Origin of the sequence: Serratia sp. CY56464, assembly GCF_052168435.1 — a bacterium.
GTDB classification, from domain to species: domain Bacteria; phylum Pseudomonadota; class Gammaproteobacteria; order Enterobacterales; family Enterobacteriaceae; genus Serratia; species Serratia marcescens.
In genome coordinates this window covers 60,091-83,571 of sequence record NZ_JBJNMV010000004.1, presented here as the reverse complement: position 1 = coordinate 83,571, position 23,481 = coordinate 60,091, and the positions used below count along the sequence as shown (strand labels likewise).

The following is a 23,481-nucleotide window of genomic DNA, read 5'->3' as shown; positions in this document are numbered from 1 at the left end:
TCACGCGAACTTCACGAATTTTTTGTGATACAAGTCACACACAACACCCCAACAAACCCTCATTTATAGTGATAAAGATCACACTTATGACGTGTAAAAAAAGCACAGTGAGAAAAAAACCGCCCAAAAATCGACAATAAAGTGATAACGGTCACATTTTTAACTTGGTTATTTGTTTTTAAACTGTGATAAACATCACAATTTATTTTTGGCTGCAGCGACCAATCGCGACGCTCTGTTTGATCTTCCCTGTGAGCACTCATCCCGCCGGGAACTAGCGAAGTGATGAATGAAAGAAAACTACATTGCCGAATGAATGGATTAATTGAAGTGTAGTACAGAAGCCTGCGCAATAAACCAGCAAGCTATTGGAAACGCTGAGGGGAAATAAAGCAGGCCGGCAATGCCGGCCTGTAGATCGTCGTAGGCGCGTTATTGCGTCACGCTTTGAATGGCTTTCTGCGCATTCACCAGGTTCTGCTGTTTGGCCACCAGATTCGACATCATGGTGTTGTACTGCGCCACCTGCTGCGCAGTGCGGAACTGCACGCCGTTGTTGTTGAAGCTGACCTGATTGCCCTGGCTCTGCAGGAAATCGCCAACCTGCACCAGATCCTGCACAAAGCTGGCGGTGGTCGGGATCGCCGGCATCAGGGCGTTGGCCGGCGCGGTGACGATTTTGTCATAGGCCTGGTTGTACACCGCCTTCAGATCGTCGGGCTGTTTCAACGCCGCGCGGGCGGTATCCGCCTGCGACTTGGCGGACTGGATCTGCTGGCCCAGCAGGTTCAACGCCCCGACCGATTGCTGCAGCGCATCGCGTTTGTTCAGATAGTCCTGTGCGGTGCGGATCTGGTTAATCTGATCCAGCGCCGGGGTCAGGCTGGCGCCGACCGACTTGGACAGCTGCTGTGAAAAGCCGACCAAAATCGCGTAATCGCCGGCATAGTTGCCGAACTTCTGCTTCTGGTCTTCGCTCAGCGTGGGGATATTCGCCCCGCTGCGCATCACGGTATTCTGTAAGTAATCGATAAATGCTTTGCGCTGTTCCGGCTCTTTATCGCCGCAGGCGGTCAATTGCATGACCACCAACAATGCCAATACCGGTGCCAACCAACGCGCGAAACCTCTGCTCTGGATTCCTACCGCCATGTGACATAACTCCTGTTATAAACCTGCTTTTTCATTGGACTCCGCCCCTTTTTCCGCACTCCGTGCGCCTATAAGAATAGATCAACTGGCGGCGTTCCGATACGCGATTCCGTTTGCGGTGAACATTGTCTCGGCCGGTGGCGGTTGAACATCGTGCGCAAAACGCACTGAGGTTCATTGCCGTCGGCGAGCGGAGGCTGCAATTCTCCCAAGTCAGTCACCCCAAGCCGCCGGGCGAGCTTACCTTCACAGCCCAGCTTCGGAAATAAAAAAGGCGCCCGCAGGCGCCTTTTCACAGCAAAGAACCGCTTACTGCAGCACGGAGATATCCGCCACCTGCAGGAACAGCTCACGCAGTTTGCTCAGCAGCGTCAGACGGTTAACGCGCACTTCCGCATCGTCCGCCATCACCATCACGTTGTCGAAGAACGCATCCACCGGCTCACGCAGCGCGGCCAGTTCCACCAGCGCTTCCTGGTAGTTGCCCGCCGCGAAGTACGGCTGCAACTTGTCGCGCAGCACCACCAGGTGAGTCGCCAACTGGATCTCCGCCGCATCCTTCAGCACCGAGGCGCGCACGCTGTCGTTCAGCGTTTCGGTAGACTTGGCCAGAATGTTGGAGACGCGTTTGTTGGCCGCAGCCAATGCCGCCGCCTCGTCCAGCGTGCGGAAGTGGGATACCGCCTTGACGCGCGCGTCGAAGTCGGCCGGTTTGGTCGGACGGCGCGCCAGCACCGCCTGAATGGTATCGACGGCGTGGCCTTCTTCCTGATACCAGGCGCGGAAGCGGCCCAGCATGAATTCCACCACCTCGTCGACCACCTTGGCGTTGGTCAGCTTGCTGCCGTACAGGCGCACGGCCTCTTCGGTCAGGGTCTGCAGATCCAGCGGCAGGTTTTTCTCGACGATGATGCGCAACACGCCCAGCGCGGCGCGGCGCAGCGCGAACGGGTCTTTATCGCCTTTCGGATGCTGCCCGATGCCGAAAATGCCGGCCAGGGTATCCATCTTGTCGGCGATCGCCAGCGAGCAGGCCACCAGCGACTGCGGCAGCGCATCACCGGCGTAGCGCGGCTGATACTGCTCGTTCAGCGCAACGGCGACGTCTTCCGCCTCACCGTCGTGGCGCGCGTAATGCATGCCCATCACGCCCTGGGTGTCGGTAAATTCGAACACCATGTTGGTCATCAGGTCGCACTTCGACAGCAGGCCCGCGCGGGTGGCGTGGTTGACGTCGGCGCCGATCTGGCCGGCAACCCAGCCCGCCAGCGCCTGAATGCGATCGGTCTTGTCGCGCAGGGTGCCCAGCTGCTGTTGGAACAGCACGGTTTCCAGGCGCGGCAGATTGTCTTCCAGGCGTTTCTTGCGATCGGTGTTGAAGAAGAACTCGGCATCGGCCAGGCGCGGACGCACCACCTTCTCGTTGCCGGAAATGATCTGCTGCGGGTCTTTCGACTCGATGTTGGCCACAAAGATAAAGTTCGGCAGCAGTTTGCCCGCGGCGTCGTACACCGGGAAATACTTCTGGTCGCCCTTCATGGTGTACACCAGCGCTTCCGCCGGCACCGCCAGGAATTTTTCTTCGAATTTGGCGGTCAGCACCACTGGCCATTCCACCAGCGAGGCCACTTCTTCCAACAGGCTGTCGCTCAAATCGGCCTTGCCGCCAATCTTCTGCGCCGCCAGTTCGGCGTCGCGTTTGATGAGGGCTTTACGCGCTTCGTAGTCGGCGACCACTTTGCCGCGCTCCAGCAGGATCTGCGGGTATTGGTCGGCGTTATCGAGGGTGAACTCGGCTTCGCCCATGAAGCGGTGGCCGCGCACGGTGCGCGCAGAGTCGATGCCCAGCACGGTGCCCGGGATCAGATCGGCGCCCAGCAGCATCGTAACGGTGTGCACCGGACGCACGAACTGCACGTCAGAGTCGCCCCAACGCATCAGTTTCGGGATCGGCAGTTTAGCCAGCGCGGTGCTGACCATGCCGGCCAGCAGTTGTTGCGCCGACTGGCCTTTGACGTGGGCGCGGTACATCAACCACTCGCCCTTGTCGGTCACCAGGCGTTCAGCCTGATCGACGGTGATGCCGCAGCCGCGCGCCCAGCCTTCGGCCGCTTTGCTCGGTTTGCCTTCAGCGTCGAACGCCTGGGCGATCGCCGGGCCGCGTTTTTCAATTTCGCGATCGGCCTGCGCCGCGCTCAGGTTGGCCACTTTCAGCGCCAGGCGGCGCGGTGCGGCGAACCAGTTCACTTCACCGTGTTCCAGGCCGGCGTTGTCCAGTTCGGCGGTGAAGTTGGCGGCGAAAGATTCCGCCAGGGAACGAAGAGCCTTCGGCGGCAGCTCTTCCGTGCCGATTTCCACCAGGAAAGTCTGTTGAGTCATGGCTGCCTCTTAGTTCTCGTTCTTCTTGTTGCACATCGGGAAGCCCAGCGCTTCGCGGGAAGCGTAGTAGGCTTCGGCAACGGCTTTGGTCAGCGTGCGGATGCGCAGAATGTAGCGTTGACGCTCGGTTACCGAAATCGCCTTGCGCGCGTCCAGCAGGTTGAAGGTATGGCCCGCCTTCAGGATGCGTTCGTAGGCCGGCAGCGGCAGCGGTTTTTCCAGCGCCAGCAGCGATTGGGCTTCTTTCTCGTACTGCTCGAAGCAGGAGAACAGGAAGTCGACGTCGGCGTATTCGAAGTTGTAGGTGGACTGCTCCACTTCATTCTGATGGAACACGTCGCCGTAGGTGGTGACGCCCAGCGGGCCGTTGCTCCACACCAGATCGTACACGCTGTCCACGCCCTGGATGTACATCGCCAGACGCTCCAGACCGTAGGTGATCTCGCCGGTCACCGGCTTGCACTCCAGGCCGCCGACCTGCTGGAAGTAAGTGAACTGCGTCACTTCCATGCCGTTCAGCCACACTTCCCAACCCAGGCCCCAGGCGCCGAGCGTTGGGTTTTCCCAGTTGTCTTCCACAAAGCGAATGTCGTGGATGGTCGGATCCAGACCCAGCTCTTTCAACGAGCCCAGGTAGAGTTCCTGAATGTTGTCCGGCGATGGCTTAATCACCACCTGGAACTGGTAGTAGTGCTGCAGACGGTTCGGGTTTTCACCGTAGCGGCCGTCGGTCGGGCGGCGAGATGGCTGCACATAGGCGGCGGCCATCGGCTCCGGCCCCAGTGCGCGCAGGCACGTCATCGGGTGTGAGGTTCCCGCGCCGACTTCCATGTCCAATGGTTGAACGATGGTGCAGCCCTGGCGCGCCCAATAATCCTGCAGTGTCAGGATCAGGCCCTGGAAGGTCTTGGTATCAAACTTTTGCATGTTGAATTCGCACGCGATACAAGTGGATTTAGATGGAATGCGCCAGTATACCCTTTGACCGTAAGATATACAGCCAGAATCCGGCAACAAGTGCGAATCGGGGTGAGAAACGCTGGATTTTCACGCATCGGGCACAGCGGGAAAAACAACGCGTCTGCCGGTCCCCTCGCCGTCCAGAAAAACACACCCGGCACACACATTAGAAACATTTAACAAAAACATCACTCGCCGCCGTTTAAATAATCAATTGGCTGAACGCTATTTCCCCCTTCACCGATTAAATTTATGCTGATTTACGTGCGCATATCCTTATATTTCCCACGAGATAAAGTTGCGCCGATGTTATTTTTGTTAATTTTATCAACTAAAAAACTCCCCTCATCGAGAGATAATGTGATCAAGTGCCGGATTATTTCTTATTATCGTGAAAAATAAGGTGATATCGCGCGGCGTGCCGACGCGCAGGGCATGGGAGGAACGGCCAGGGATGAAATACGGCGCTAACGGGCCACAGAAACAAATTGACAGTTAATCTTTGGTTATACAATAATAAATAAAATTTTCCCTGGTGTTGGCCAAGTGGCTACCTGATCCTTTCATAGGATCAGTTTTTTTTTGTCTTTCCGCCAACCTCATTGCGGCCCGCATAATTTCCCCAGGCCGCCTTCCGCATAAATCCCTTATCAGACCTTATGGCTTATCTTGAGCGCGCCGATGGCCAATTCAAAAACGCGCGCTGACGCCGACGTTATACATAAACTGCTCGCCGCTGCTCAGCCCGCCGGTTTGCGAGACGGTGGCGAAGGCCGATACCCGGTCCGTCAACGGCATGTTGGCCCCCAACGTGACATCCACCCAATTTTTGTCCTGGCCCGCACTGTCGCGGGTGAACGAGGTTTGCGTCGATTTCAGGCCGCCGCCGGCGCGGTAGACGTCGTCACCGAACTGGTGCTGATAACTCACCTCCGCATAAGGGTTAAACACGCCGAATTGCGTATCCAGCCGCCAACCCAACGCACCGATCTGCGAGTGGTAGGTTTGATCGTTGAAGCGCATGGCGGTGCTGTCATCGCTGTCTTCGCTGTAGCCGGAAACGCGGCTGTAGTCCCAGGCGAACTGCGCCACCGGCCCGGTAGTCAGGTAAGAGGCGATCGGGAAGTCATAGCCGGCGGTCACGCGCGCGCCCCACTGCCTGCCGGTGGTCGAACCGGTTTCGGTGCGCGTCAGCGGCCCCAGCCGCATGCTGCGGCGGATGTCGTCATAATCCATCGTCGCATAGTGCAGATCGGCGTTGACCCAGCCGTGCTCGAAGATCGCCAGTGAACTGAAAGCCGACAGCAGCAGCCCGCGCGCCTTGTAATCAAAGCGGCTGGAAGGATGCTGATCGTCGTTGGAACCGGCGATCAACGCGCCGATCAACCAGCTGTCGGTCAGCTGATAGTCCACGCCGACGGTCAGGTTGTGGGTGGTGGCGTTGCCGTCCCCCGCGGCCCGGTTATCGGCATAGTCGTAGTGCTGGCCGGCGTAACCGCCGAACACCCCCAGCGAACCCTGCGGGTTGTCGCCGTTGCGCAGCTGCTGGAAGCGGCTGTCGAGCGTGGCGCGGCTGTCGCGCGCCATCGCCGCCGTCGCCTGATTCAGCGCCACCACCTGCGCCGGACCATCCAATACCGCCTGGATATAATCCGCAATCAGCAGGTGCGCCTGTGGGCTGGGGTGGAAATGGTCGGAGAACAGATAGGACTGGCCGGCGTCGAAGCCGGGCATGTCGGAACGGCAGACCGCCGAGGAAACGCCCGGCGGGCAAGCCATGCCGGCGGTGTTGGCGAAGCCGAACTGCGCCGGATTGGCGATCGCTTCGGCGAACAGCTTGTTGACGTCCACCCGCACGATATTGCCGCTCCCCTGCGCCAGCAAACGGTCTTCGCTTTGATTATAGAAATCGGTCAGTTGAGCGGCCTGCGCGCTCAGGCCGTCATACGCCGCGATAAGCTGCGCGGCGATCGCCTGCTGCACCTGAGGAATGGCGCTGCCCTGCTTCGCCGCAGCGGTCAACGCCGCGTGGATCGCCTGCGTGCGTGAAGCGTTGTCCGGCGTCGCCACCGAACTAAGCGTGGCATAAGCCGCCTGGATCGCCGCCCCCTGCACCGGTGACAGCGCCTGTTGAATGATCAATTCCATCAGCTGCGGCGTGGAGCCGATGTTCGGCACCGTCGGCACGATCACCGTGCCGGCGCCGGCGTTCAGCAGCGAATGCACTTGCGCCGCCGCCGCCGCGGCGCTGTTATAGGCCACGCCGGGCGCGGTAGCGGCATTCAGCGCTGCCGCCGCCAGGTCGTTGCCGCCGATCCAATGAATATACAAACCGTCGCCGTCGGCCTGGCCATTGACCCGGTTCAGGTAACGCTGCACCTGCTCCTGGGTGTTGTCGGCCGGGTTCAGGCCCGGCACCGCCACCGCGCCGCCGGCGGCGTAGTTCTCACCGCCGTTGTCCGAAGCTACCAGCGCCGCCCCGATGCGTTGCGCCAATGCTTCGTCGTACAGCAGGTGCTGGCTGCCGTCATAGGTGAACCGGCCGTTGTTGCCGGTATCGCTCAGGCTGTCGCCAAAGACGTAGAGTTGATCGTACGCCTGAGCCGGAAGGGTCACACTGCAAAGTAACGCCACTGCAAGCGCCGCCGGGCGGGGCATGCACGTTATTTTTAGAGGCATGGATCGACTCCTGAGAGCCTGCAAATGAAGGCCATGTCGTTTTTATCGTTGGTCAGTTTTCCACCGGCCATGTAGTAACTATTGTCGGCTTTTTCGTCACGTCAAGCGGGCCGATGACAAAACAATCAGAGGCTTGCCAAGTTCGGCGCTTCGAGCGATGATTACTGTTCATAAACACAGCATAAGGACATTCAGGATGGCAGACGAACGTTGCGGTTGGGTGACGGCCGATCCGTTGTATCTCGAGTATCACGACAAGGAATGGGGCGCGCCCACCACCGACGCGCGCGAGCTGTTTGAAATGTTGTGCCTCGAGGGGCAGCAAGCCGGCCTTTCCTGGATCACCGTCCTGAAAAAGCGCGAGAACTACCGCCGCGCTTTCCACGATTTCGATCCGCGGCGTGTCGCCGCCATGACCGAACAAGACGTGGAAAACCTGCTGCAGGACAGCGGCATCATCCGCCACCGCGGCAAGATAGAAGCCATCATCACCAACGCCAAGGCCTATCTGGCGATGGAGGCGGCCGGGGAGAATTTCGTTACCTTCATTTGGGACTTCGTCGGCGGCCGGCCGCAGCTTAACCGCTGGCAAGCGCTGAATCAGGTGCCGGCCAAAACCGAGCAGTCCGACGCCATGTCAAAGGCGCTGAAAAAGCGCGGCTTCAAGTTTATCGGCTCCACCATCTGTTACGCCTTCATGCAGGCCAGCGGGCTGGTGAACGATCATCTCACGGGGTGCATGTGTTACCCAAAGCCACGGTGATCCGCCCCTGTGGCCCGGAGGATATCGAACGGCTGATGGCGCTGTGGCTGCCCAGCACCATCGCCGCCCATCCGTTCGTGGCGGAAAAATACTGGCGTGAGAGCGCCGCGTTGGTGCGGGAAAACTATCTGCCGCGCGCGCAAAGCTGGGCCTGCTGGCATGACGACGAAATCGTCGGCTTTATCAGCGTGCTGGACGAGCAGTTCATCGGCGCGCTGTTTGTCGATCGGGCGTTTCACGGCCGCGGCGTCGCCCAGGCGTTGATGACGCACGTACAGCAGCGCTACCGTCGGCTCAGCCTGGAGGTGTATCAGCAAAACCTGCGCGCCTGCGCGTTTTACCACAAGCACGGTTTTCAGGTAACGCAACGCCTGTTTAACGACGAAACCCAGGCCTATACGCTGATCATGAACTGGCCGGCAATCGAGAATTCAACCGGTTACGGTTAAAAAAGGCGCATTCGCGCCCTGGCGGCGCGCAATTAGGAATCCGCTGCATGGCGCCGCCCGGCGTTTTGTCGCATAACTCCCCCAGCACTTACCCGCGCTCATCATTTGTCACGTTTTTCTCCGGAACTGCCGGCGAGCCAACGCGTCATAGTAGCGCGGTGATGCGGGCCCCACCTGCGTCGCCTACTTTTTGCGCCCCCGTGTTGGGCCGGCGCGTACAGAATTGATGCCATTAAGGACAAGAACATGAAAAAACGCATTGCAATTATTGCCGGCGCAGTGAGCGTCGCGCTCACGCTGTCAGCCTGTACCACCAACCCTTACACCGGCGAATCCGAAGTCGGCAAATCCGGCATCGGCGCAGGCCTCGGCGCCGCACTGGGCGCCGGCGTCGGCGTGCTGTCCTCTTCCAAGAAAGATCGCGGCAAGGGCGCGCTGATCGGCGCAGCGGCCGGTGCAGCCCTCGGCGGCGGCGCAGGCTATTACATGGACGTGCAGGAAGCCAAGCTGCGCGACAAGATGAAAGGCACCGGCGTCAGCGTCACCCGTCAGGGCGACAACATCGTGCTGAACATGCCGAACAACGTGACCTTCGACAGCAGCAGCGCCACGCTGAAACCGGCGGGCGCCAACACCCTGACCGGCGTCGCCATGGTGCTGAAAGAGTATCCGAAAACCGCGGTCAACGTGGTCGGCTACACCGACAGCACCGGTTCCCGCTCGCTCAACATGAACCTGTCGCAGCAGCGCGCCGACGGCGTAGCCAGCGCGCTGATCACCCAGGGCGTGGCGGCGAACCGTATCCGCACCACCGGCGCCGGCCCGGACAACCCGATCGCCTCCAACAGCACCGCGGAAGGCAAGGCGCAAAACCGCCGCGTCGAGATCACCCTCAGCCCGCTGCAGTAATCCCGTGCGGGGCGCCACCTGCGCCCCGCCGCTTCCTCCCGACTTTCTCCTTATCCTTCAATATTCCCGCTCGCACATCGGGTATGGTAGTCTCCTTGGCAATTAACCGCAGGAGGGATCGGCTGTGAGCACAGGCAAGGCAACGCGCGCCTCAGGACGCGCCACCATCAGCGATGTGGCCAGCATCGCCAAAACCGGCAAGACCAGCGTGTCGCGCTATCTGAATGGTGAACAGCACCTGCTTTCCGACGATCTCAAACAGCGCATCGAACAGGCTATCCAGCAGCTCGACTACCGGCCAAGCCAGATGGCGCGTAGCCTGAAGGGCGGCCAGACCCGCCTGATCGGCCTGATCCTCGCCGATATCACCAACCCCTATTCAGTGGACGTGATGCGCGGCATCGAGGCCGCCTGCCGTCAACACGGTTTTACCCTGCTGGTGTGTAACACCAACAACGAAGTCAATCAGGAACAGCACTACCTGCAGCTGCTCAGCAGTTACCGGGTGGAAGGCATTGTGGTCAACGCGGTCGGCATGCGCGAGGAAGCGTTATCCACGCTGCAACAGTCGATGCTGCCGATGGTGCTGATCGACCGCAAAATCCCCGACTTCGCCTGCGATGTGGTGGGCCTGAACAACCGCGAAGCCGCCACCGTCGCCACCGAACACCTGTTGCAACAAGGTTTCGAAGCGATCCTGTTCCTCAGCGAGCCGCTCGGTACGGTCAATACCCGCCTGGAACGCCTGCACGCCTTCAGGCATACCATGGCGCAGCACCCCGCGCTGTTGGCGGAGCAGGCCGAAACGCCGCTCAACGATCGGCAGAAACTGGAGCAGGTGCTGAGCGATTTCAGCGGCCGCCACCGCGGCATGCGCAAGGCGGTGATCTCCGCCAACGGCGCCCTGACGCTGCAGGTGGCGCGCGCCATGCGTCGGCTCGGCATCCAGTGGGGCAACGACATCGGCCTGCTGGGCTTCGACGAGCTGGAGTGGGCGGAACTGGCGGGCGTCGGCATCACCACGCTGAAACAGCCCACCTACCAAATGGGGCACGCGGCGCTGGAGCGGCTGGTGCAACGCATTCAGGGCCTGGCCGCCCCCAGCGGCGAGCAGATGTTCTCCGGCGAGCTGATCGTCCGAGGCTCCACCACCCGCTAACCCGCCTTTTCCGGGGCCGTTGACCGCCCCGCCCTCGCCGGCTGTTTTTTGCTCAGCTTCGTGATTGCGATCATATTTTTACACTCTGCCGCTTTTCGCTGGAACCGGTTCCATTTAACGTACCGGTAACAGCAGCGGCGGCGACAATGCCGCCTCAGGAGTCAAAATGAAAACAGAAATCATCGTGGTCACCGGCGCCTACGGCACCGATACCGTCAAACAACACGGCGGCCAGCGCGCGCTGTTGCCCCTCATCGCCGGCGCGGGCGCCGACGGAGTGGAGATCCGCCGCGAACTGTTCACCGCCGGCGAGCTGGACAGCCTGCCGGCGCTGGCGCAAGAGATCGATCGCCAGCAGTTGTTCGCCGTCTACTCCGCCCCTGAGGCGCTGTTCACCCCGCAACATACGCTGAACCCCAACCTGCCGGCGCTGCTGGCGGAAGCGCAGACGCTGAATGCGCGCCAGCTGAAGCTGTCCCTCGGCCATTTCCGCCCCGGCTTCGACTTTACCGAGCTGAAAGTGGCGCTGGAGCAACACCCGGTCAAGCTGGTGGTCGAGAACGACCAAACGCCGGACTGCGGCATTTTGTCGATGCTGAACGCCTTTTTCCACGCCGCGGAAGATAGCCACCTGCCGGTCAGCATGACCTTCGATATGGCCAACTGGCTGTGGGTGGGGCAAGACGCCTTCGCCGCCGCCGAACGCCTGGCCCGCCACGTCGGTTACGTGCACGTCAAAGCCGCCACCCAAGGCCCGCGCGGCTGGCGCGCCATCGCGCTGGACGATACCGACGGCAGCTGGCGCGACCTGCTGGCCCGCCTGCCGCACGATGTGCCGCGCGGTATCGAATTCCCGTTGCAGGGCGATGACCTGGAAGCCGTCACCCGCCATTACGTCAATATCTTGCGTGCGGAGTAACCCCATGATGACAACGTTAACGGCAACGACGGCACAGCAGGCGCCCCTGGATGTGGTCACGCTGGGTGAAGCCATGGCGATGTTCGTAGCGGCGCAGACCGGCGACTTGGCGGAGGTGGAAACCTTCACCAAACGCATCGCCGGCGCCGAACTGAATGTGGCGATCGGCCTGGCCCGTCTGGGCATGAACGTCGGCTGGGTCAGCCGCGTCGGCAACGACTCGTTCGGGCGCTTCACCCTGCAGCAGTTGAAAAAGGAAGGCATCAATTACCGGCAGGTGACGGTCGACGGCCACTACCCCACCGGTTTTCAGGTGAAATCCAAAACCACCGATGGTACCGATCCCAGCGTGGAATACTTCCGCAAGGGCTCGGCGGCCAGCCACCTGTCGATTGCCGATTTTAACCGCGAGTATTTCGGTTCCGCGCGCCACCTGCACCTGAGCGGCGTGGCGGCGGCGCTGTCCAGCGAATCGCTGGCGCTGTGCCACCATGCGGCGTGCGAGATGCGCGCCATGGGCAAAACCATTTCGTTCGACCCCAATCTGCGCCCGGTGCTGTGGCCCAGCCGCGAGGTGATGATCGAGCAGCTGAACCAACTGGCGTTCGCCGCCGACTGGGTGCTGCCGGGGCTGAAAGAAGGGCAGATCCTCACCGGCCAATCGACGCCGGAAGGCATCGCCGATTTCTATCTGGAACGCGGCGTGCAGGCGGTGATCATCAAAACCGGCCCGGACGGCGCCTGGTTTAAAACCGCCGCCGGCGATAAAGCGGCGATGGCCGCAGTCAAGGTCGACAACGTGGTGGATACCGTGGGGGCGGGTGATGGCTTTGCCGTCGGCACCCTCAGCGCCCTGCTGGAAGGCAAAACGCTGATACAGGCGGTGCAGCGCGGCAACAAAATCGGCTCGCTGGCGATCCAGGCCATCGGCGACAGCGAAGGCCTGCCGACCCGTGCGGCGCTGGCCGAATAACAATAAAAAAAAACGACTTCTCCGCATGACGTCAGCCTCTGGCCCTACAACCGGGACGCGTCGGGAGAGCATCTGCCCCTTCGTCTTTCACGCCCAGCGTGCCATGCGAAGGGGATGCAACACCACTGAAGGATACTGAACATGAACAAAGCGACTGTCGCGGCCAAACGCTGGTGGTACATCATGCCCATCGTGTTTATCACCTACAGCCTGGCCTATCTCGATCGCGCCAACTTCAGCTTCGCCTCTGCCGCCGGCATCAATGAAGATCTCGGCATCACCAAGGGCATGGCCTCGCTGTTGGGCGCGCTGTTTTTCCTCGGTTATTTCTTCTTCCAAATTCCCGGCGCCATCTACGCCGAACGCCGCAGCGTCAAAAAATTGATCTTCTGGTGCCTGATCCTGTGGGGCGGTTGCGCCTCGCTGACCGGCGTGGTCAGCAATATCCCGATGCTGGCCGCCATCCGCTTTATTCTCGGCGTGGTGGAAGCGGCGGTGATGCCGGCGATGCTGATCTACATCAGCAACTGGTTCACCAAATCGGAACGGTCACGCGCCAATACCTTCCTGATCCTCGGCAACCCGGTGACGGTGCTGTGGATGTCGGTGGTGTCAGGCTACCTGATCCACGCCTTCGGCTGGCGCGAAATGTTTATCATCGAGGGCATTCCGGCGATTATCTGGGCGTTCTGCTGGTGGGTGCTGGCGAAAGACAAACCGGCGCAGGCCGGCTGGTTGAGCGCCGATGAGAAACAGGTGCTGCAACAGCAACTGGACGAAGAGCAGAAAGGCATCAAGGCCGTGCGCAACTACGGCGAAGCCTTCCGCTCACGCAACGTGATCCTGTTGTGCGTGCAGTACTTCGCCTGGAGCATCGGCGTGTATGGCTTCGTGCTGTGGCTGCCTTCCATCCTGCGCAGCGGCATGCAGATGGGCATGGTGGAAGCCGGCTGGCTGTCGGCGGTGCCTTACCTGGCGGCAACCATCGCCATGATCGTCGTCTCCTGGGCGTCGGACAAAATGCAAAACCGCAAGCTGTTCGTCTGGCCGCTGCTGCTGATCGGCGCGCTGGCGTTCTTCGGATCTTACGCCGTCGGCGCCAACCACTTCTGGATCTCCTACGGCCTGCTGGTGGTCGCCGGCGCTGCGATGTATGCCCCTTATGGGCCGTTCTTCGCCATCATTCCGGAAATGCTGCCGAAAAACGTCGCAGGCGGCGCCATGGCGCTGATCAACAGCATGGGCGCGCTGGGTTCGTTCTTCGGTTCGTGGTTCGTCGGCTATCTGAATGGCGCCACCGGCAGCCCGGCGGCCTCTTACATGTTTATGGCCATCGCACTGGTGGTGGCGGTGGTGCTGACGCTGATCGTCAAGCCCGCCCGCAACGAGATCCAGCCGCAATTGGCTTGATCCGGTTATACTTTTTCTCTGTTAACCCAACCGGGGGGGCGCCATGCCCCCTTTGGCTCAGCTGGAGTTCGTGATGAAGCCTTCTATCGTATTGTACAAAAGCCTGCCCGCCGATCTGCGTGAACGTCTGGAACAGCACTTCACCGTGCACGCCTTCAACGGCCTGCAGCCGGAGAACCGCGACGAACTGCGCCAGGCGCTGCAGCAGGCCGAAGGGATCATCGGTTCCGGCGGTAAAATTGACGAAGCCTTCCTGCAGCAGGCGCCCAAACTGCGCGCGGCCTCGACCGTTTCCGTCGGCTACGACAACTTCGACGTCGAGGCGCTCAACGCCCATAACGTGCTGCTGATGCATACCCCGACGGTGCTGACCGAAACCGTCGCCGACACCATCATGAGCCTGGTGCTGGCGACCGCGCGCCGGGTGGTGGAAGTGGCGGAGCGGGTGAAGGCCGGCGAATGGCGCGGCAGCATCGGGCCGGACTGGTTCGGCGTCGACGTGCACCACAAAACCATCGGCATCCTCGGCATGGGGCGCATCGGCCTGGCGCTAGCGCAGCGCGCGCACTTCGGCTTCGGCATGCCGGTGCTCTACAACGCCCGCCGCACGCACGAAGAGGCGGAACAGCGCTTCAACGCGCGCCGCTGCGATCTGGATACCCTGCTGGCCGAATCGGATTTCGTTTGCATCACGCTGCCGCTGACCGAACAAACCTTCCACATGATCGGCCGCGATCAGCTGGCGAAGATGAAGAAAAGCGGCATTCTGATCAACGCCGGCCGCGGGCCGGTGGTGGATGAGCAGGCGCTGATCGAAGCGCTGCAAAACGGCGTGATCCACGCCGCCGGGTTGGACGTGTTCGAGAAAGAGCCGCTGCCGGCCAATTCGCCGCTGCTCAGCATGCCGAACGTGGTGGCGCTGCCGCACATCGGTTCCGCCACCCATGAAACGCGCTACGGCATGGCCGCCTGCGCGGTGGATAATTTGATCGCCGCGTTGACCGGCACGGTGAAAGAAAACTGCGTCAACCCGCAGCTGTTGCGGAAATAACTCAGCGCGGCCGGTGGTCTGCGGATAACCGGCCGTGTTGCTCTTCCTGCTGCGGCGCGAACAGCGCCTGCAGCTGATGTTCTTCGGCGAAGTGCTGCAATTCGGCATCCTGAATTGCCTGAACGATCTCTTCTCGCCAGTTTTTGTCCGTCATCGCTAACCTCCTTTGATGTTCATCGTTTAATCTGCCGCAGCGCGCGCGCAAAGCCAAGCCGAATCAATCCGAAAACGCTCCGCCCTTCCTCTCCTCCCCGAAAAACCCTCTCAGGGAGGAGGCCATTTTTCCGCCGTTTGCCACACTGGCGCTACCCAGCGGAAAAAACGCTTCCTGCCGCGCGTAAGGAGAGCCATGAAACTGTTACCCCTGCCCTTGTTGATGCTGCTGTCGCCTTCGGCGCTGGCCGGCTGGACGTTGCCGGGATTCCCGGCCTTCGACGAAACGGCCGCCGGGCTGTTCGCCAGCCAGGCCGCGCTGCCCAAAGGCCAGTTGCCGCTGCGCCTGTATCAGGATAACCACTGCTGGCAGCCGGCCGAGGCGGTAAAACTTAACCAGGCGCTGTCACTGCAGCCCTGCGGCGCCCATCCGCCGGTCAGCTGGCGGCAGTTCCGCGCAGGCGACTATCAGGTGCGCATCGACACGCGCAGCGGCACGCCGACGCTGCAGCTCAGCCTGAGCAGCGCGCCGGAAAACGCCGCCGTTGCCGTGCGCAGTTGCCCGCGCTGGGACGGCAAGCCGGTCACGGTCGACGTCGCCTCCACCTTCGCCGAAGGCGAAACGCTGCGCGATTTCTATTCCGGTCAAACGGCGCAGGTGAACCAGGGGAAAATCACGCTGCAGCCCGCCGCCGCCAGCGGCGGCCTGTTGTTGCTGGAATCCGCCGCCACGGCGAAACCGGCGGCGTTCAGTTGGCATAACGCCACGGTCTACTTCGTGCTGACCGATCGCTTTGAGAACGGCAATCCGGCCAATGACCACAGCTACGGGCGCCGCAGCGACGGCCTGCAGGAAATAGGCACCTTTCACGGCGGCGATCTGGCCGGCCTGACGCAGAAGCTGGATTATCTGCAGCAGCTCGGCGTCAACGCCTTGTGGATCAGCTCGCCGCTGGAGCAGATCCACGGCTGGGTCGGCGGCGGCACCCAAGGCGATTTCCCGCATTACGCCTATCACGGCTATTACGCGCTGGACTGGACGCGCCTCGACGCCAACATGGGCACCGAACAGGAGCTGCGCACGCTGGTCGAGCAGGCGCATCGCCGCGGCATTCGCATTCTGTTCGACGTGGTGGTGAACCACGTCGGCTACGCCACGCTGGCGGATATGCAGACGTTCCACTTCGGCTCGCTGTATCTGCAAGGCGCGGAGGTGGAGAAAACCCTGGGGAAAAACTGGAGCGACTGGCGCCCCGGGCCAGGGCAAAACTGGCACAGCTTCAACGACTACATCAACTTCAGCGACAAGGCGGGCTGGCGCCCATGGTGGGGGAAAAATTGGATCCGCACCGACATCGGCGACTATGACGCGCCGGGCTATGACGATTTGACGATGTCGCTGGCCTTCCTGCCGGACATCAAAACCGAAGCGCCCGGCGCCAGCGGCCTGCCGCTGTTCTATCGCCACAAACCCGACACCGCCGCGCGCGACATGCCCGGCGCCGCCACCCGCGATTACCTGACCGTCTGGCTCAGCCAGTGGGTGCGCGATTACGGCATCGACGGTTTCCGCGTCGACACCGCCAAGCACGTGGAAAAACCGACGCTGGCGCTGTTGAAACAGCGCGCCACGGCGGCATTGGCGGCGTGGAAAGCGGAGCATCCGCAGCAGGCGCTGGATGATGCGTCGTTTTGGATGACCGGCGAGGCCTGGGGCCACGGGGTGATGAAAAGCGATTATTACCAAAACGGCTTCGACGCGATGATCAACTTCGATTTCCAGGACCAGGCGTCGCAGGCGCTGGGCTGCTTCGCTGATATCGACGCCACCTACCGGCAGATGGCCGAACGGCTGCAGGACTTCAACGTGCTGAGCTACCTCTCTTCACACGACACCCGGCTGTTCTTCGCCAGCGACGCCAAAGGCTCGCAGGTGCGCCAACAGCGGGCGGCGAACCTGCTGTTGCTGGCGCCGGGCGCGGTGCAGATTTACTACGGCGATGAAAGCGGCCGACCGCTCGGCCCAACCGGCTCCGATCCGCTGCAGGGCACCCGCTCCGACATGAACTGGCCTGATCTGCAGGGGGAAAAAGCCCCGCTGCTGGCCCACTGGCAACGGTTGGGGCAGTTCCGCGCTCGCCACCCGGCGATCGGCGGCGGCGTGCAAAACCCGCAGCCGCACGCCGCCTACTATGCTTTCAGCCGTCGGCTCGGCGACGATAAGGTGATGGTGGTATGGGCCGGCGAACGGTCACAATAATCCAGCGTAATATGCTAACAATCGGCCAATGAGCGAAGCTTTTGCCCATTGGTCGATTTGTCGGCCGCATTGCAGCGGGATTTGTCTGGCGGTATGGTGGGGGATTACCTGCTAAGAAACAGTACTGCTACACCTATGACTTTCTCACTTTTCGGCGAAAAATTTACCCGTTATGCGGGCATTACCCGTTTGATGGACGACCTGAACGAAGGCCTGCGCACCCCCGGTGCCATCATGCTCGGCGGCGGCAACCCGGCGCAGATCCCAGAGATGGAAGCCTACTTCAAACAGCTGTGCCAGGAGATGCTCGACCAGGGCAAACTGACCGAAGCGTTGTGCAACTACGACGGCCCGCAAGGCAAGGACGCGCTGCTGAAAGCGCTGGCCAATCTGCTGCGCGACGAGCTTGGCTGGGAGATTTCGCCACAGAATATTGCACTGACTAACGGCAGCCAAAGCGCGTTTTTCTACTTGTTCAACCTGTTCGCCGGCCGCTACGCCGACGGTTCGCGCCGCCGCGTGCTGTTCCCATTGGCGCCGGAATATATCGGCTATGCCGACGCCGGGCTGGACGAAGGGCTGTTCGTCTCCGCCAAACCGAACATCGAGCTGCTGCCGGACGGCCAGTTCAAATATCACGTTGATTTCGAACACCTCACCCTTGGCGACGACATCGGCATGATCTGCGTTTCACGGCCGACCAACCCGACCGGCAACGTGATCACCGACGAAGAGCTGATGAAGCTCGACCTGCTGGCGCAGCAACGCGATATTCCGCTGGTGATCGATAACGCCTACGGCGTGCCGTTCCCCGGTATTATCTTCAGCGACGCCACGCCGCTGTGGAACCCGAACACCATTCTGTGCATGAGCCTGTCCAAACTCGGCCTGCCGGGCTCGCGCTGCGGCATCGTGATCGCCGACGAGAAGGTGATCACCGCGTTGACCAACATGAACGGCATCATCAGCCTGTCGCCGGGCAGCATGGGGCCGGCGATGGCGACGGAAATGATCGCGCGCGGCGATCTGCTGCGACTGTCGAACGAGGTGATTCGCCCGTTCTACAAACAGCGCGTCGAGCACACCATCGAGATTATTCGCCGCTACCTGTCGCCGGAGCGCTGCCTGATCCACAAACCGGAAGGGGCTATCTTCCTCTGGCTGTGGTTCAAGGATCTGCCGATCACCACCGAAGTGCTGTATCAGCGCCTGAAAAAGCGCGGCGTGCTGATGGTGCCGGGCCACTACTTCTTCCCGGGGCTGGAGCACGACTGGCCGCACACTCACCAGTGCATGCGCATGAACTACGTGCCCGATCCGGAGAAAATCGAGCGCGGCGTGGCGATCCTGGCGGAAGAGATCGAACGCGCGCATCAGGAAGCGAACTGAGCTCAACCCATCGGGGCGCCACCACGGCGCCCTTTTTTTGGATTACAGCGTCCAGAACAGCACCGCCAGCAGCTGCGGCGACATGATGCGCAGGAACATCGCCAACGGATATACGGTGGCGTAAGACAGCGCGGCGGCGCCGCTGGTGGGATGCAGACCGTTGGCGAAGGCCAGCGCCGGCGGATCGGTCATCGATCCCGCCAGCATGCCGGACAGCGTCAGATAGTTCATCTTGCCCACCGTGCGCGCCAGAATGCCGACGCTCAGCAGCGGAATGGCGGTGATCAAGGCGCCGTACCCGACCCACGTCAGCCCCTCGCCGTGCAGCAACGTATCGATGAAGTTGCCGCCCGACTTCAATCCGACCACCGCCAGAAACAGCACGATGCCCAGTTCGCGCAGCGCCAGGTTGGCGCTCGGCGGCATAAACCAGTACAGCTTGCCGATGCTGCCGATGCGCCCCAGGATCAGCGCCGCCACCAGCGGCCCGCCGGCCAGCCCCAGCCGCAATGCCGCCGGGAAGCCGGGCACGAACAGCGGAATGGAACCGAGCAATACCCCGAGACCAATACCGATAAAGACCGGCAGCATCTGCACCTGCTGCAGTTTTTGTTGGGCGTTGCCGACAATCGCCGTCACCGCGTCGATGGCCTCCGGCCGGCCGACCAGGTTGAGAATGTCGCCAAACTGCAGCGTCACGTTGCTGCCGGCCACCAGCTCCACGCCGGCGCGGTTGAGGCGTGAAATCACCACGTCATACTTTTGCTTCAGATTCAGATCGCGGATTTTCTTGCCCAGCACCTGCTCGTTGGTCACCACCGCCCTCACCACCTGCAGCGCAGTGCCGCGCGTCGACAGCGAGGCATCCACCTCTTCGCCGATCACCAACCGGGCGTTCTCCAGATCTTCGCGTTTGCCCACCAGGTGCAGGTAGTCGCCAAGCTCCAGCCGCTCGTGCGGCGCCGGCACCATCAGCAGCTCCCCGCGCTTGAGGCGCGAACAGACGATCGCTTCACCGTTGAGCAGCGGCACGCTTTTGATCGCCATGCCCTGCAGATTGGGGTTGCGCACCGCCACGTTGATGGCGTGCAGCAGCTCGCGCTGATTGCCCAGACGGCTTTCAAACGCCTGCGCCTCACGCTCGATGTTGATGCGGAAAAACAGCCGGATCAGCCACATCACCAGCAGGATGCCGCATATGCCGAACGGATAGGCCATGGCGTAGCCCATCCCCATGCCGTCCACCAGCGCCGGATCGGAACCGAGATCGGTCAGGATTTGTTGACCGGCGCCCAGCGCCGGGGTGTTGGTGACCGCGCCGGAGAACACGCCGAGGATGATCGGCAGCGGCACGTCGAACAGCTTGTGTACCGCCGCCGCCACTATGCCGCCGGTCACCACCAGCAGCACCGCGAAGGCGTTGAGCCGCAGACCGGAGACGCGCAGCGAAGAGAAGAAACCGGGGCCGACCTGGATGCCGATGGTGTAGACGAACAGGATCAGGCCAAACTCCTGGATAAAGTGCAGCATGTCCCCGTTCAGGCTGATTTGCCCGCTCTGGGCAAAGTGGCCAACCAGGATACCGCCGAACAGCACGCCGCCGATGCCCAGCCCGACGCCATACAGCTTCCAGTTCCCCATCCACAGCCCAATGACGGCCGCCAACGCCAACATGCTGACGGTCAGGGCGATATCGCTCATAGGTCACATCCTTGCCAAAAAAGTTGAACACGGGATTTGCGGCCAAAGACACACAATTAACAAGGATTATGGCATCGGGCAGAAGGGGGGACTGTGGCACGCGCCACATAACGCAGCGAGGGAGATCCGTTGGGATCTCCCTCGCATGATGATGACCGCTTTTCAGTCGGTTATTTCGCTTCCAGCTCCGGCGTCGCACCGATGGCGATACGCTGCGGCTGCAAGGCTTCCGGCACCTGACGCACCAGATCGATGTGCAACAGGCCGTTTTCAAATTTGGCTTCGGACACCTGCAGATGCTCCGCCAGGGTGAAAGTCAGCTGGAACTCTTTGCACACCAGACCTTGATGCAGGTATTCAACCTGTTTTTCCGGCGGCGTGGGTTTACCGCTGACGGTCAACCGCGGCCCTTCCACTTCGATATTCAGTTCGCTTTGCCGGAAACCGGCCAGCGCCAGAGAAATGCGGTAGTGATTGTCATCACTTTTCTCGATGTTATACGGCGGGAACCCCTGAGGTTCCTGGCCGCCCATTGAACTGGCCAATTTATCAAAACCAATCCACTGACGCAGAAGCGGGGATAAATCGTAATTACGCATAGGAACAACTCCTTTCATTAAGCGAGATGTGTTTATTCAGCCCCCTGACGGCAGGCTAATCATGACTTCATATTTACCGGCAGCGTACCTGCCGGCGAAACGGAAATTTATTTAATTTCGATGCGGCGCGGTTTTAATGTTTCCGGCACGATGCGTTGCATGTCGATATACAACAGGCCATTCTCCAGTTTGGCGCCTTTAATTTGAATATGTTCGGCCAGCTGGAATTTACGCTCGAAATTACGCTCGGCGATGCCCTGGTATAAATAGGTTTTTTCTGCCGGTTCATTGTTGTGCGCCCCGCGCACGATCAGCAGATTATCCTGCGTGGTGATCTCCAGCTCCTGCTCGGCAAACCCGGCTACCGCGATGGCGATCCGATAATGATTTTCATCCACCAGTTCGACATTATAAGGGGGATAACCGCCGTTGCCCTGACTCTGGCCAGCCTCCAGCGCGTTGAACAGGCGATCGAAACCAATGGCGGAACGGTATAGCGGGGAAAGATCAAAATTACGCATAAAACAGCCTCCTAAGGCACTTCAGCGAGGTTGAAATAAATACGCCTTCCACTCTGGACAGGCTAATTAAGCCAGAATTCCCTTACGGCGAATTCTCAATTCGGCTCTGATGATAAAATGGGGGTTGCTTTCATCAATTCAACAGGCGAGGATCAAAAAAAATTTGCATCAATAAGGTAAAAGTTTTTTTTACCACTTACACTAAAGTGAGAGAGCCGCCACAGAGCGGGATTTTGCTTCTTTTAAAGCAGCAACAGGATGTTATAAATCAGCTTAATTTAGGGGAACAGCAACCCTGCAGGATGGATTAATGACGACGATGAAAGCGATAGCGACGGGCTGCATGTTGTTGGCGACCAGCGGTTGCTCCAGCGTAATGAGCCATACCGGCCCGAATCAGGGTTACTATCCCGGCACCCGCGCCAGCGTGGACATGCTGAAGGACGACAACACCAGCTGGGCGATGATGCCGCTGGTGGCGCTGGATCTGCCGTTCTCCGCGGTGATGGATACCGTGCTGCTGCCTTACGACTATCTGCGCTCCGGCAACGACGCCACCACAGACTCGCCAAAAGCGCGTATCCTGCGCAGCGAGCAGCAGAATCTGGCGGCGACCGGCAATCCCGGTCAGGGCGACGACAGCACCGCCACGCACTAATCGCACACGCAGCGGGTCATCAGGCCCGCCTTACGCCTCAACCACAAAGATCTGGTTGAACCCCGCTATCTCGCGCATAAACGCCACTTTCTTGCCATCCGGCGAAAACACCACGGCATCCCCCGACGGCGGCTGCACGCTGCGCGGCGTCAATCGCTGCAGGCGGCCGCTGGCCACCTCGCACAGCATCACGCTGTTGTCGCACACCAAGGCTATCGTCCCGCCCTGCGGGTGCCAGCTGAACGCCGACTGGATGTCATGCTCGCTGCGGCTGACCTGGCGCGGCTCACCGCCGTTCGGCGACACCGTCCACAGCTGCACCACGCCGCCGTCGTCCTTCATCAGAAAAGCTATCTGGCTGCCGTCCGGCGAACTGCGCAGCCAGTGGCGCGGCGCACCAGCCACGCCAGGAAAACGGCGATCCCCGGTAAAGGTTACCCGCCGCTGCCTGACGCCAAGCGGCGGCGCCGGCAGCTCGCTTTCCGTCCCCTGCAGCGGCAGAGCGCCCGCCCGGGCGTAGTCGACGTCGTTCTCCGGCAGATCGACGATAAACACCTCAGACAGCTTCTCTCCGGCGGCGGACAACGTATCGCCGATAAATGCCAGCGCCCAGCGCTGCCGGCTGCCGTCGGCCTTACGGTAGCCTTCGCGGCCGATCCAGCCTTCTTCGTAAGCGCGATTAATCTGATCGCTGCCCGGCCGCGGCTGCGGCACCGTCTCGCTGACCAACACGCAATAGTGGCTGCCGTCGTACTCGCGCGGGTGCTGTTTTGGCGGGTTAACCCCGTGCAGCGGCACGGCCACGCCGACGTTGCGCAGATCGCGCGCCGGATCGCGTTCATGCATCACGTGATCGTTGTAGGTAAAGCTGAGGCGGCTGCCGTCCGGACTGAAAACGTGCACATGGCTGCCGCCGCGCAGCGCGCCGGGCGTATAGGGCGCGGTGATATCCAGCGCGTCGAGGGTGATGGCCAACTCGCGATCCGGTTCGCTGACGATCACCCCGCGGCGGTGGTGAAAATCATACTGCCAGGCGCTGTCCGGGTGCTCAGGTCCGTGAATAAAGGCATAGCGCGCCGGCGCATCGGGGCTGACCGTGACCACGCCGACGTGGGCGCCGTGCTGGGCGCGATAAATCACCTCCACCGCGCCGCTGGCGACGTTGACACGCTCGATGCTGAGGCCGGTGAAAGAGGCGCCGCGCGGACGCACGTCATAAGCCAGCCATTGGCTGTCCGGCGTCCAGACGTTGATATTGGTTAACTGATGCCCGCGTGGGTCGAAAGTCAGTTGTTTTTCCCGATGGCTCATGGCGGCTCTCCTGCACATGCTGGCGCTGAGCCGTCATCTTACCGGATCGCCCGCAGCGTTTCATATGGCCTGTGAGGGTGAGGCGG

20 protein-coding genes are annotated in these 23,481 nt (G+C 61.0%); 11 read left to right on the top strand and 9 right to left on the bottom strand.

The features are described 5' to 3' along the window. Nucleotides 1–432: 432 nt before the first annotated feature. The 4 genes from ACJ8KE_RS18475 to ACJ8KE_RS18460 all read right to left on the bottom strand — a co-directional run bounded on the left by ACJ8KE_RS18475 (nucleotide 433) and on the right by ACJ8KE_RS18460 (nucleotide 7,170). A complete protein-coding gene (locus ACJ8KE_RS18475) occupies nucleotides 433–1,152 on the bottom strand; it encodes a DUF3053 domain-containing protein (protein ID WP_016929578.1) in 720 nt (239 codons plus the stop codon). A 309-nt stretch (nucleotides 1,153–1,461) separates the two neighbouring features. Next, nucleotides 1,462–3,531 (bottom strand): glycine--tRNA ligase subunit beta, encoded by a 2,070-nt coding sequence (glyS, locus tag ACJ8KE_RS18470; protein ID WP_016929579.1) that lies wholly within the window; start codon nucleotides 3,529–3,531, stop codon nucleotides 1,462–1,464. Nucleotides 3,532–3,540: 9 nt separating this feature from the next. Beyond that, the gene (glyQ, locus tag ACJ8KE_RS18465; protein ID WP_004933966.1) at nucleotides 3,541–4,458 is read right to left on the bottom strand and encodes a glycine--tRNA ligase subunit alpha; all 918 of its coding nucleotides are present in this window, start codon (nucleotides 4,456–4,458) and stop codon (nucleotides 3,541–3,543) included. A 723-nt stretch (nucleotides 4,459–5,181) separates the two neighbouring features. Next, nucleotides 5,182–7,170 (bottom strand): autotransporter domain-containing esterase, encoded by a 1,989-nt coding sequence (locus tag ACJ8KE_RS18460; RefSeq protein WP_028128061.1) that lies wholly within the window; start codon nucleotides 7,168–7,170, stop codon nucleotides 5,182–5,184. A 196-nt stretch (nucleotides 7,171–7,366) separates the two neighbouring features. Between ACJ8KE_RS18460 and ACJ8KE_RS18455 the strand changes: the two genes are divergently transcribed. The 8 genes from ACJ8KE_RS18455 to ghrB all read left to right on the top strand — a co-directional run bounded on the left by ACJ8KE_RS18455 (nucleotide 7,367) and on the right by ghrB (nucleotide 14,803). Then, nucleotides 7,367–7,933 (top strand): DNA-3-methyladenine glycosylase I, encoded by a 567-nt coding sequence (locus ACJ8KE_RS18455; RefSeq protein WP_016929581.1) that lies wholly within the window; start codon nucleotides 7,367–7,369, stop codon nucleotides 7,931–7,933. Then, complete coding sequence (locus ACJ8KE_RS18450; RefSeq protein ID WP_028128062.1) at nucleotides 7,930–8,382, top strand: N-acetyltransferase; 453 nt, start codon at nucleotides 7,930–7,932, stop codon at nucleotides 8,380–8,382. The genes ACJ8KE_RS18455 and ACJ8KE_RS18450 overlap by 4 nt, the downstream gene beginning before the upstream one ends. Before the next feature lie 246 nt (nucleotides 8,383–8,628). After that, nucleotides 8,629–9,291 carry an OmpA family lipoprotein gene (locus tag ACJ8KE_RS18445; protein ID WP_016929583.1) on the top strand — a complete coding sequence of 221 codons (663 nt, stop codon included), beginning with the start codon at nucleotides 8,629–8,631 and terminating at the stop codon, nucleotides 9,289–9,291. A 124-nt stretch (nucleotides 9,292–9,415) separates the two neighbouring features. Next, entirely contained in the window at nucleotides 9,416–10,450 is a 1,035-nt protein-coding gene (locus ACJ8KE_RS18440) for a LacI family DNA-binding transcriptional regulator (RefSeq protein WP_016929584.1), read from the top strand. A gap of 166 nt (nucleotides 10,451–10,616) precedes the next feature. Next, nucleotides 10,617–11,369, top strand: a complete 753-nt coding sequence (locus ACJ8KE_RS18435) for a sugar phosphate isomerase/epimerase family protein (RefSeq protein WP_016929585.1) — start codon at nucleotides 10,617–10,619, stop codon at nucleotides 11,367–11,369. 7 nt (nucleotides 11,370–11,376) lie between these two features. Next, a complete protein-coding gene (locus ACJ8KE_RS18430) occupies nucleotides 11,377–12,342 on the top strand; it encodes a sugar kinase (RefSeq protein WP_442517350.1) in 966 nt (321 codons plus the stop codon). A gap of 141 nt (nucleotides 12,343–12,483) precedes the next feature. Beyond that, a complete protein-coding gene (locus ACJ8KE_RS18425) occupies nucleotides 12,484–13,752 on the top strand; it encodes an MFS transporter (RefSeq protein ID WP_016929587.1) in 1,269 nt (422 codons plus the stop codon). 73 nt (nucleotides 13,753–13,825) lie between these two features. Next, entirely contained in the window at nucleotides 13,826–14,803 is a 978-nt protein-coding gene (gene ghrB, locus ACJ8KE_RS18420) for a glyoxylate/hydroxypyruvate reductase GhrB (RefSeq protein ID WP_016929588.1), read from the top strand. A gap of 1 nt (nucleotide 14,804) precedes the next feature. Here ghrB and ACJ8KE_RS18415 read toward each other — a convergent pair whose 3' ends face one another. Beyond that, nucleotides 14,805–14,957: a hypothetical protein gene (locus ACJ8KE_RS18415; protein ID WP_019455508.1), complete on the bottom strand. Its 153-nt coding sequence runs from the start codon at nucleotides 14,955–14,957 to the stop codon at nucleotides 14,805–14,807. A 195-nt stretch (nucleotides 14,958–15,152) separates the two neighbouring features. Between ACJ8KE_RS18415 and ACJ8KE_RS18410 the strand changes: the two genes are divergently transcribed. Together ACJ8KE_RS18410 and ACJ8KE_RS18405 are read left to right on the top strand one after the other, a co-directional pair. Continuing rightward, nucleotides 15,153–17,216, top strand: a complete 2,064-nt coding sequence (locus ACJ8KE_RS18410; RefSeq protein ID WP_261420199.1) for an alpha-amylase — start codon at nucleotides 15,153–15,155, stop codon at nucleotides 17,214–17,216. A gap of 135 nt (nucleotides 17,217–17,351) precedes the next feature. After that, on the top strand, nucleotides 17,352–18,605 hold the full coding sequence (locus ACJ8KE_RS18405) for a valine--pyruvate transaminase (protein WP_016929591.1): 1,254 nt from the start codon (nucleotides 17,352–17,354) through the stop codon (nucleotides 18,603–18,605). Nucleotides 18,606–18,647: 42 nt separating this feature from the next. On the opposite strand, the gene ACJ8KE_RS18400 is transcribed toward ACJ8KE_RS18405, so the two are convergent. From ACJ8KE_RS18400 to ibpA, 3 genes are all read right to left on the bottom strand, one after another. Continuing rightward, nucleotides 18,648–20,306, bottom strand: coding sequence for a putative transporter (locus ACJ8KE_RS18400; protein WP_016929592.1), 1,659 nt, complete (start codon nucleotides 20,304–20,306; stop codon nucleotides 18,648–18,650). Nucleotides 20,307–20,476: 170 nt separating this feature from the next. Further along, a complete protein-coding gene (gene ibpB / locus ACJ8KE_RS18395) occupies nucleotides 20,477–20,905 on the bottom strand; it encodes a small heat shock chaperone IbpB (protein WP_004933922.1) in 429 nt (142 codons plus the stop codon). 107 nt (nucleotides 20,906–21,012) lie between these two features. Next, entirely contained in the window at nucleotides 21,013–21,426 is a 414-nt protein-coding gene (gene ibpA / locus ACJ8KE_RS18390) for a small heat shock chaperone IbpA (RefSeq protein ID WP_004933919.1), read from the bottom strand. A 310-nt stretch (nucleotides 21,427–21,736) separates the two neighbouring features. On the opposite strand from ibpA, the gene ACJ8KE_RS18385 reads away from it, so the two are divergent. Beyond that, nucleotides 21,737–22,084, top strand: a complete 348-nt coding sequence (locus ACJ8KE_RS18385) for a YceK/YidQ family lipoprotein (RefSeq protein WP_049299620.1) — start codon at nucleotides 21,737–21,739, stop codon at nucleotides 22,082–22,084. Between the two features lie 30 nt (nucleotides 22,085–22,114). On the opposite strand, the gene ACJ8KE_RS18380 is transcribed toward ACJ8KE_RS18385, so the two are convergent. Further along, nucleotides 22,115–23,395, bottom strand: a complete 1,281-nt coding sequence (locus ACJ8KE_RS18380; protein ID WP_079450359.1) for a DUF3748 domain-containing protein — start codon at nucleotides 23,393–23,395, stop codon at nucleotides 22,115–22,117. Nucleotides 23,396–23,481: the final 86 nt, after the last annotated feature.

Bases quoted from the DNA above. Each gene is read 5' to 3' on its own strand.
- ACJ8KE_RS18475 (WP_016929578.1), bottom strand. From the start codon at position 1,152: ATGGCGGTAGGAATCCAGAGCAGAGGTTTCGCGCGTTGGTTGGCACCG.
- ibpA (WP_004933919.1), bottom strand. From the start codon at position 21,426: ATGCGTAATTTTGATCTTTCCCCGCTATACCGTTCCGCCATTGGTTTC.
- ACJ8KE_RS18445 (WP_016929583.1), top strand. From the start codon at position 8,629: ATGAAAAAACGCATTGCAATTATTGCCGGCGCAGTGAGCGTCGCGCTC.
- ACJ8KE_RS18430 (WP_442517350.1), top strand. From the start codon at position 11,377: ATGACAACGTTAACGGCAACGACGGCACAGCAGGCGCCCCTGGATGTG.
- ACJ8KE_RS18400 (WP_016929592.1), bottom strand. From the start codon at position 20,306: ATGAGCGATATCGCCCTGACCGTCAGCATGTTGGCGTTGGCGGCCGTC.
- ACJ8KE_RS18380 (WP_079450359.1), bottom strand. From the start codon at position 23,395: ATGAGCCATCGGGAAAAACAACTGACTTTCGACCCACGCGGGCATCAG.
- ACJ8KE_RS18415 (WP_019455508.1), bottom strand. From the start codon at position 14,957: ATGACGGACAAAAACTGGCGAGAAGAGATCGTTCAGGCAATTCAGGAT.
- ACJ8KE_RS18425 (WP_016929587.1), top strand. From the start codon at position 12,484: ATGAACAAAGCGACTGTCGCGGCCAAACGCTGGTGGTACATCATGCCC.
- ACJ8KE_RS18405 (WP_016929591.1), top strand. From the start codon at position 17,352: ATGACTTTCTCACTTTTCGGCGAAAAATTTACCCGTTATGCGGGCATT.
- ACJ8KE_RS18385 (WP_049299620.1), top strand. From the start codon at position 21,737: ATGACGACGATGAAAGCGATAGCGACGGGCTGCATGTTGTTGGCGACC.
- glyS (WP_016929579.1), bottom strand. From the start codon at position 3,531: ATGACTCAACAGACTTTCCTGGTGGAAATCGGCACGGAAGAGCTGCCG.
- ACJ8KE_RS18435 (WP_016929585.1), top strand. From the start codon at position 10,617: ATGAAAACAGAAATCATCGTGGTCACCGGCGCCTACGGCACCGATACC.
- ACJ8KE_RS18410 (WP_261420199.1), top strand. From the start codon at position 15,153: ATGAAACTGTTACCCCTGCCCTTGTTGATGCTGCTGTCGCCTTCGGCG.
- ACJ8KE_RS18455 (WP_016929581.1), top strand. From the start codon at position 7,367: ATGGCAGACGAACGTTGCGGTTGGGTGACGGCCGATCCGTTGTATCTC.
- ibpB (WP_004933922.1), bottom strand. From the start codon at position 20,905: ATGCGTAATTACGATTTATCCCCGCTTCTGCGTCAGTGGATTGGTTTT.
- glyQ (WP_004933966.1), bottom strand. From the start codon at position 4,458: ATGCAAAAGTTTGATACCAAGACCTTCCAGGGCCTGATCCTGACACTG.
- ACJ8KE_RS18460 (WP_028128061.1), bottom strand. From the start codon at position 7,170: ATGCCTCTAAAAATAACGTGCATGCCCCGCCCGGCGGCGCTTGCAGTG.
- ghrB (WP_016929588.1), top strand. From the start codon at position 13,826: ATGAAGCCTTCTATCGTATTGTACAAAAGCCTGCCCGCCGATCTGCGT.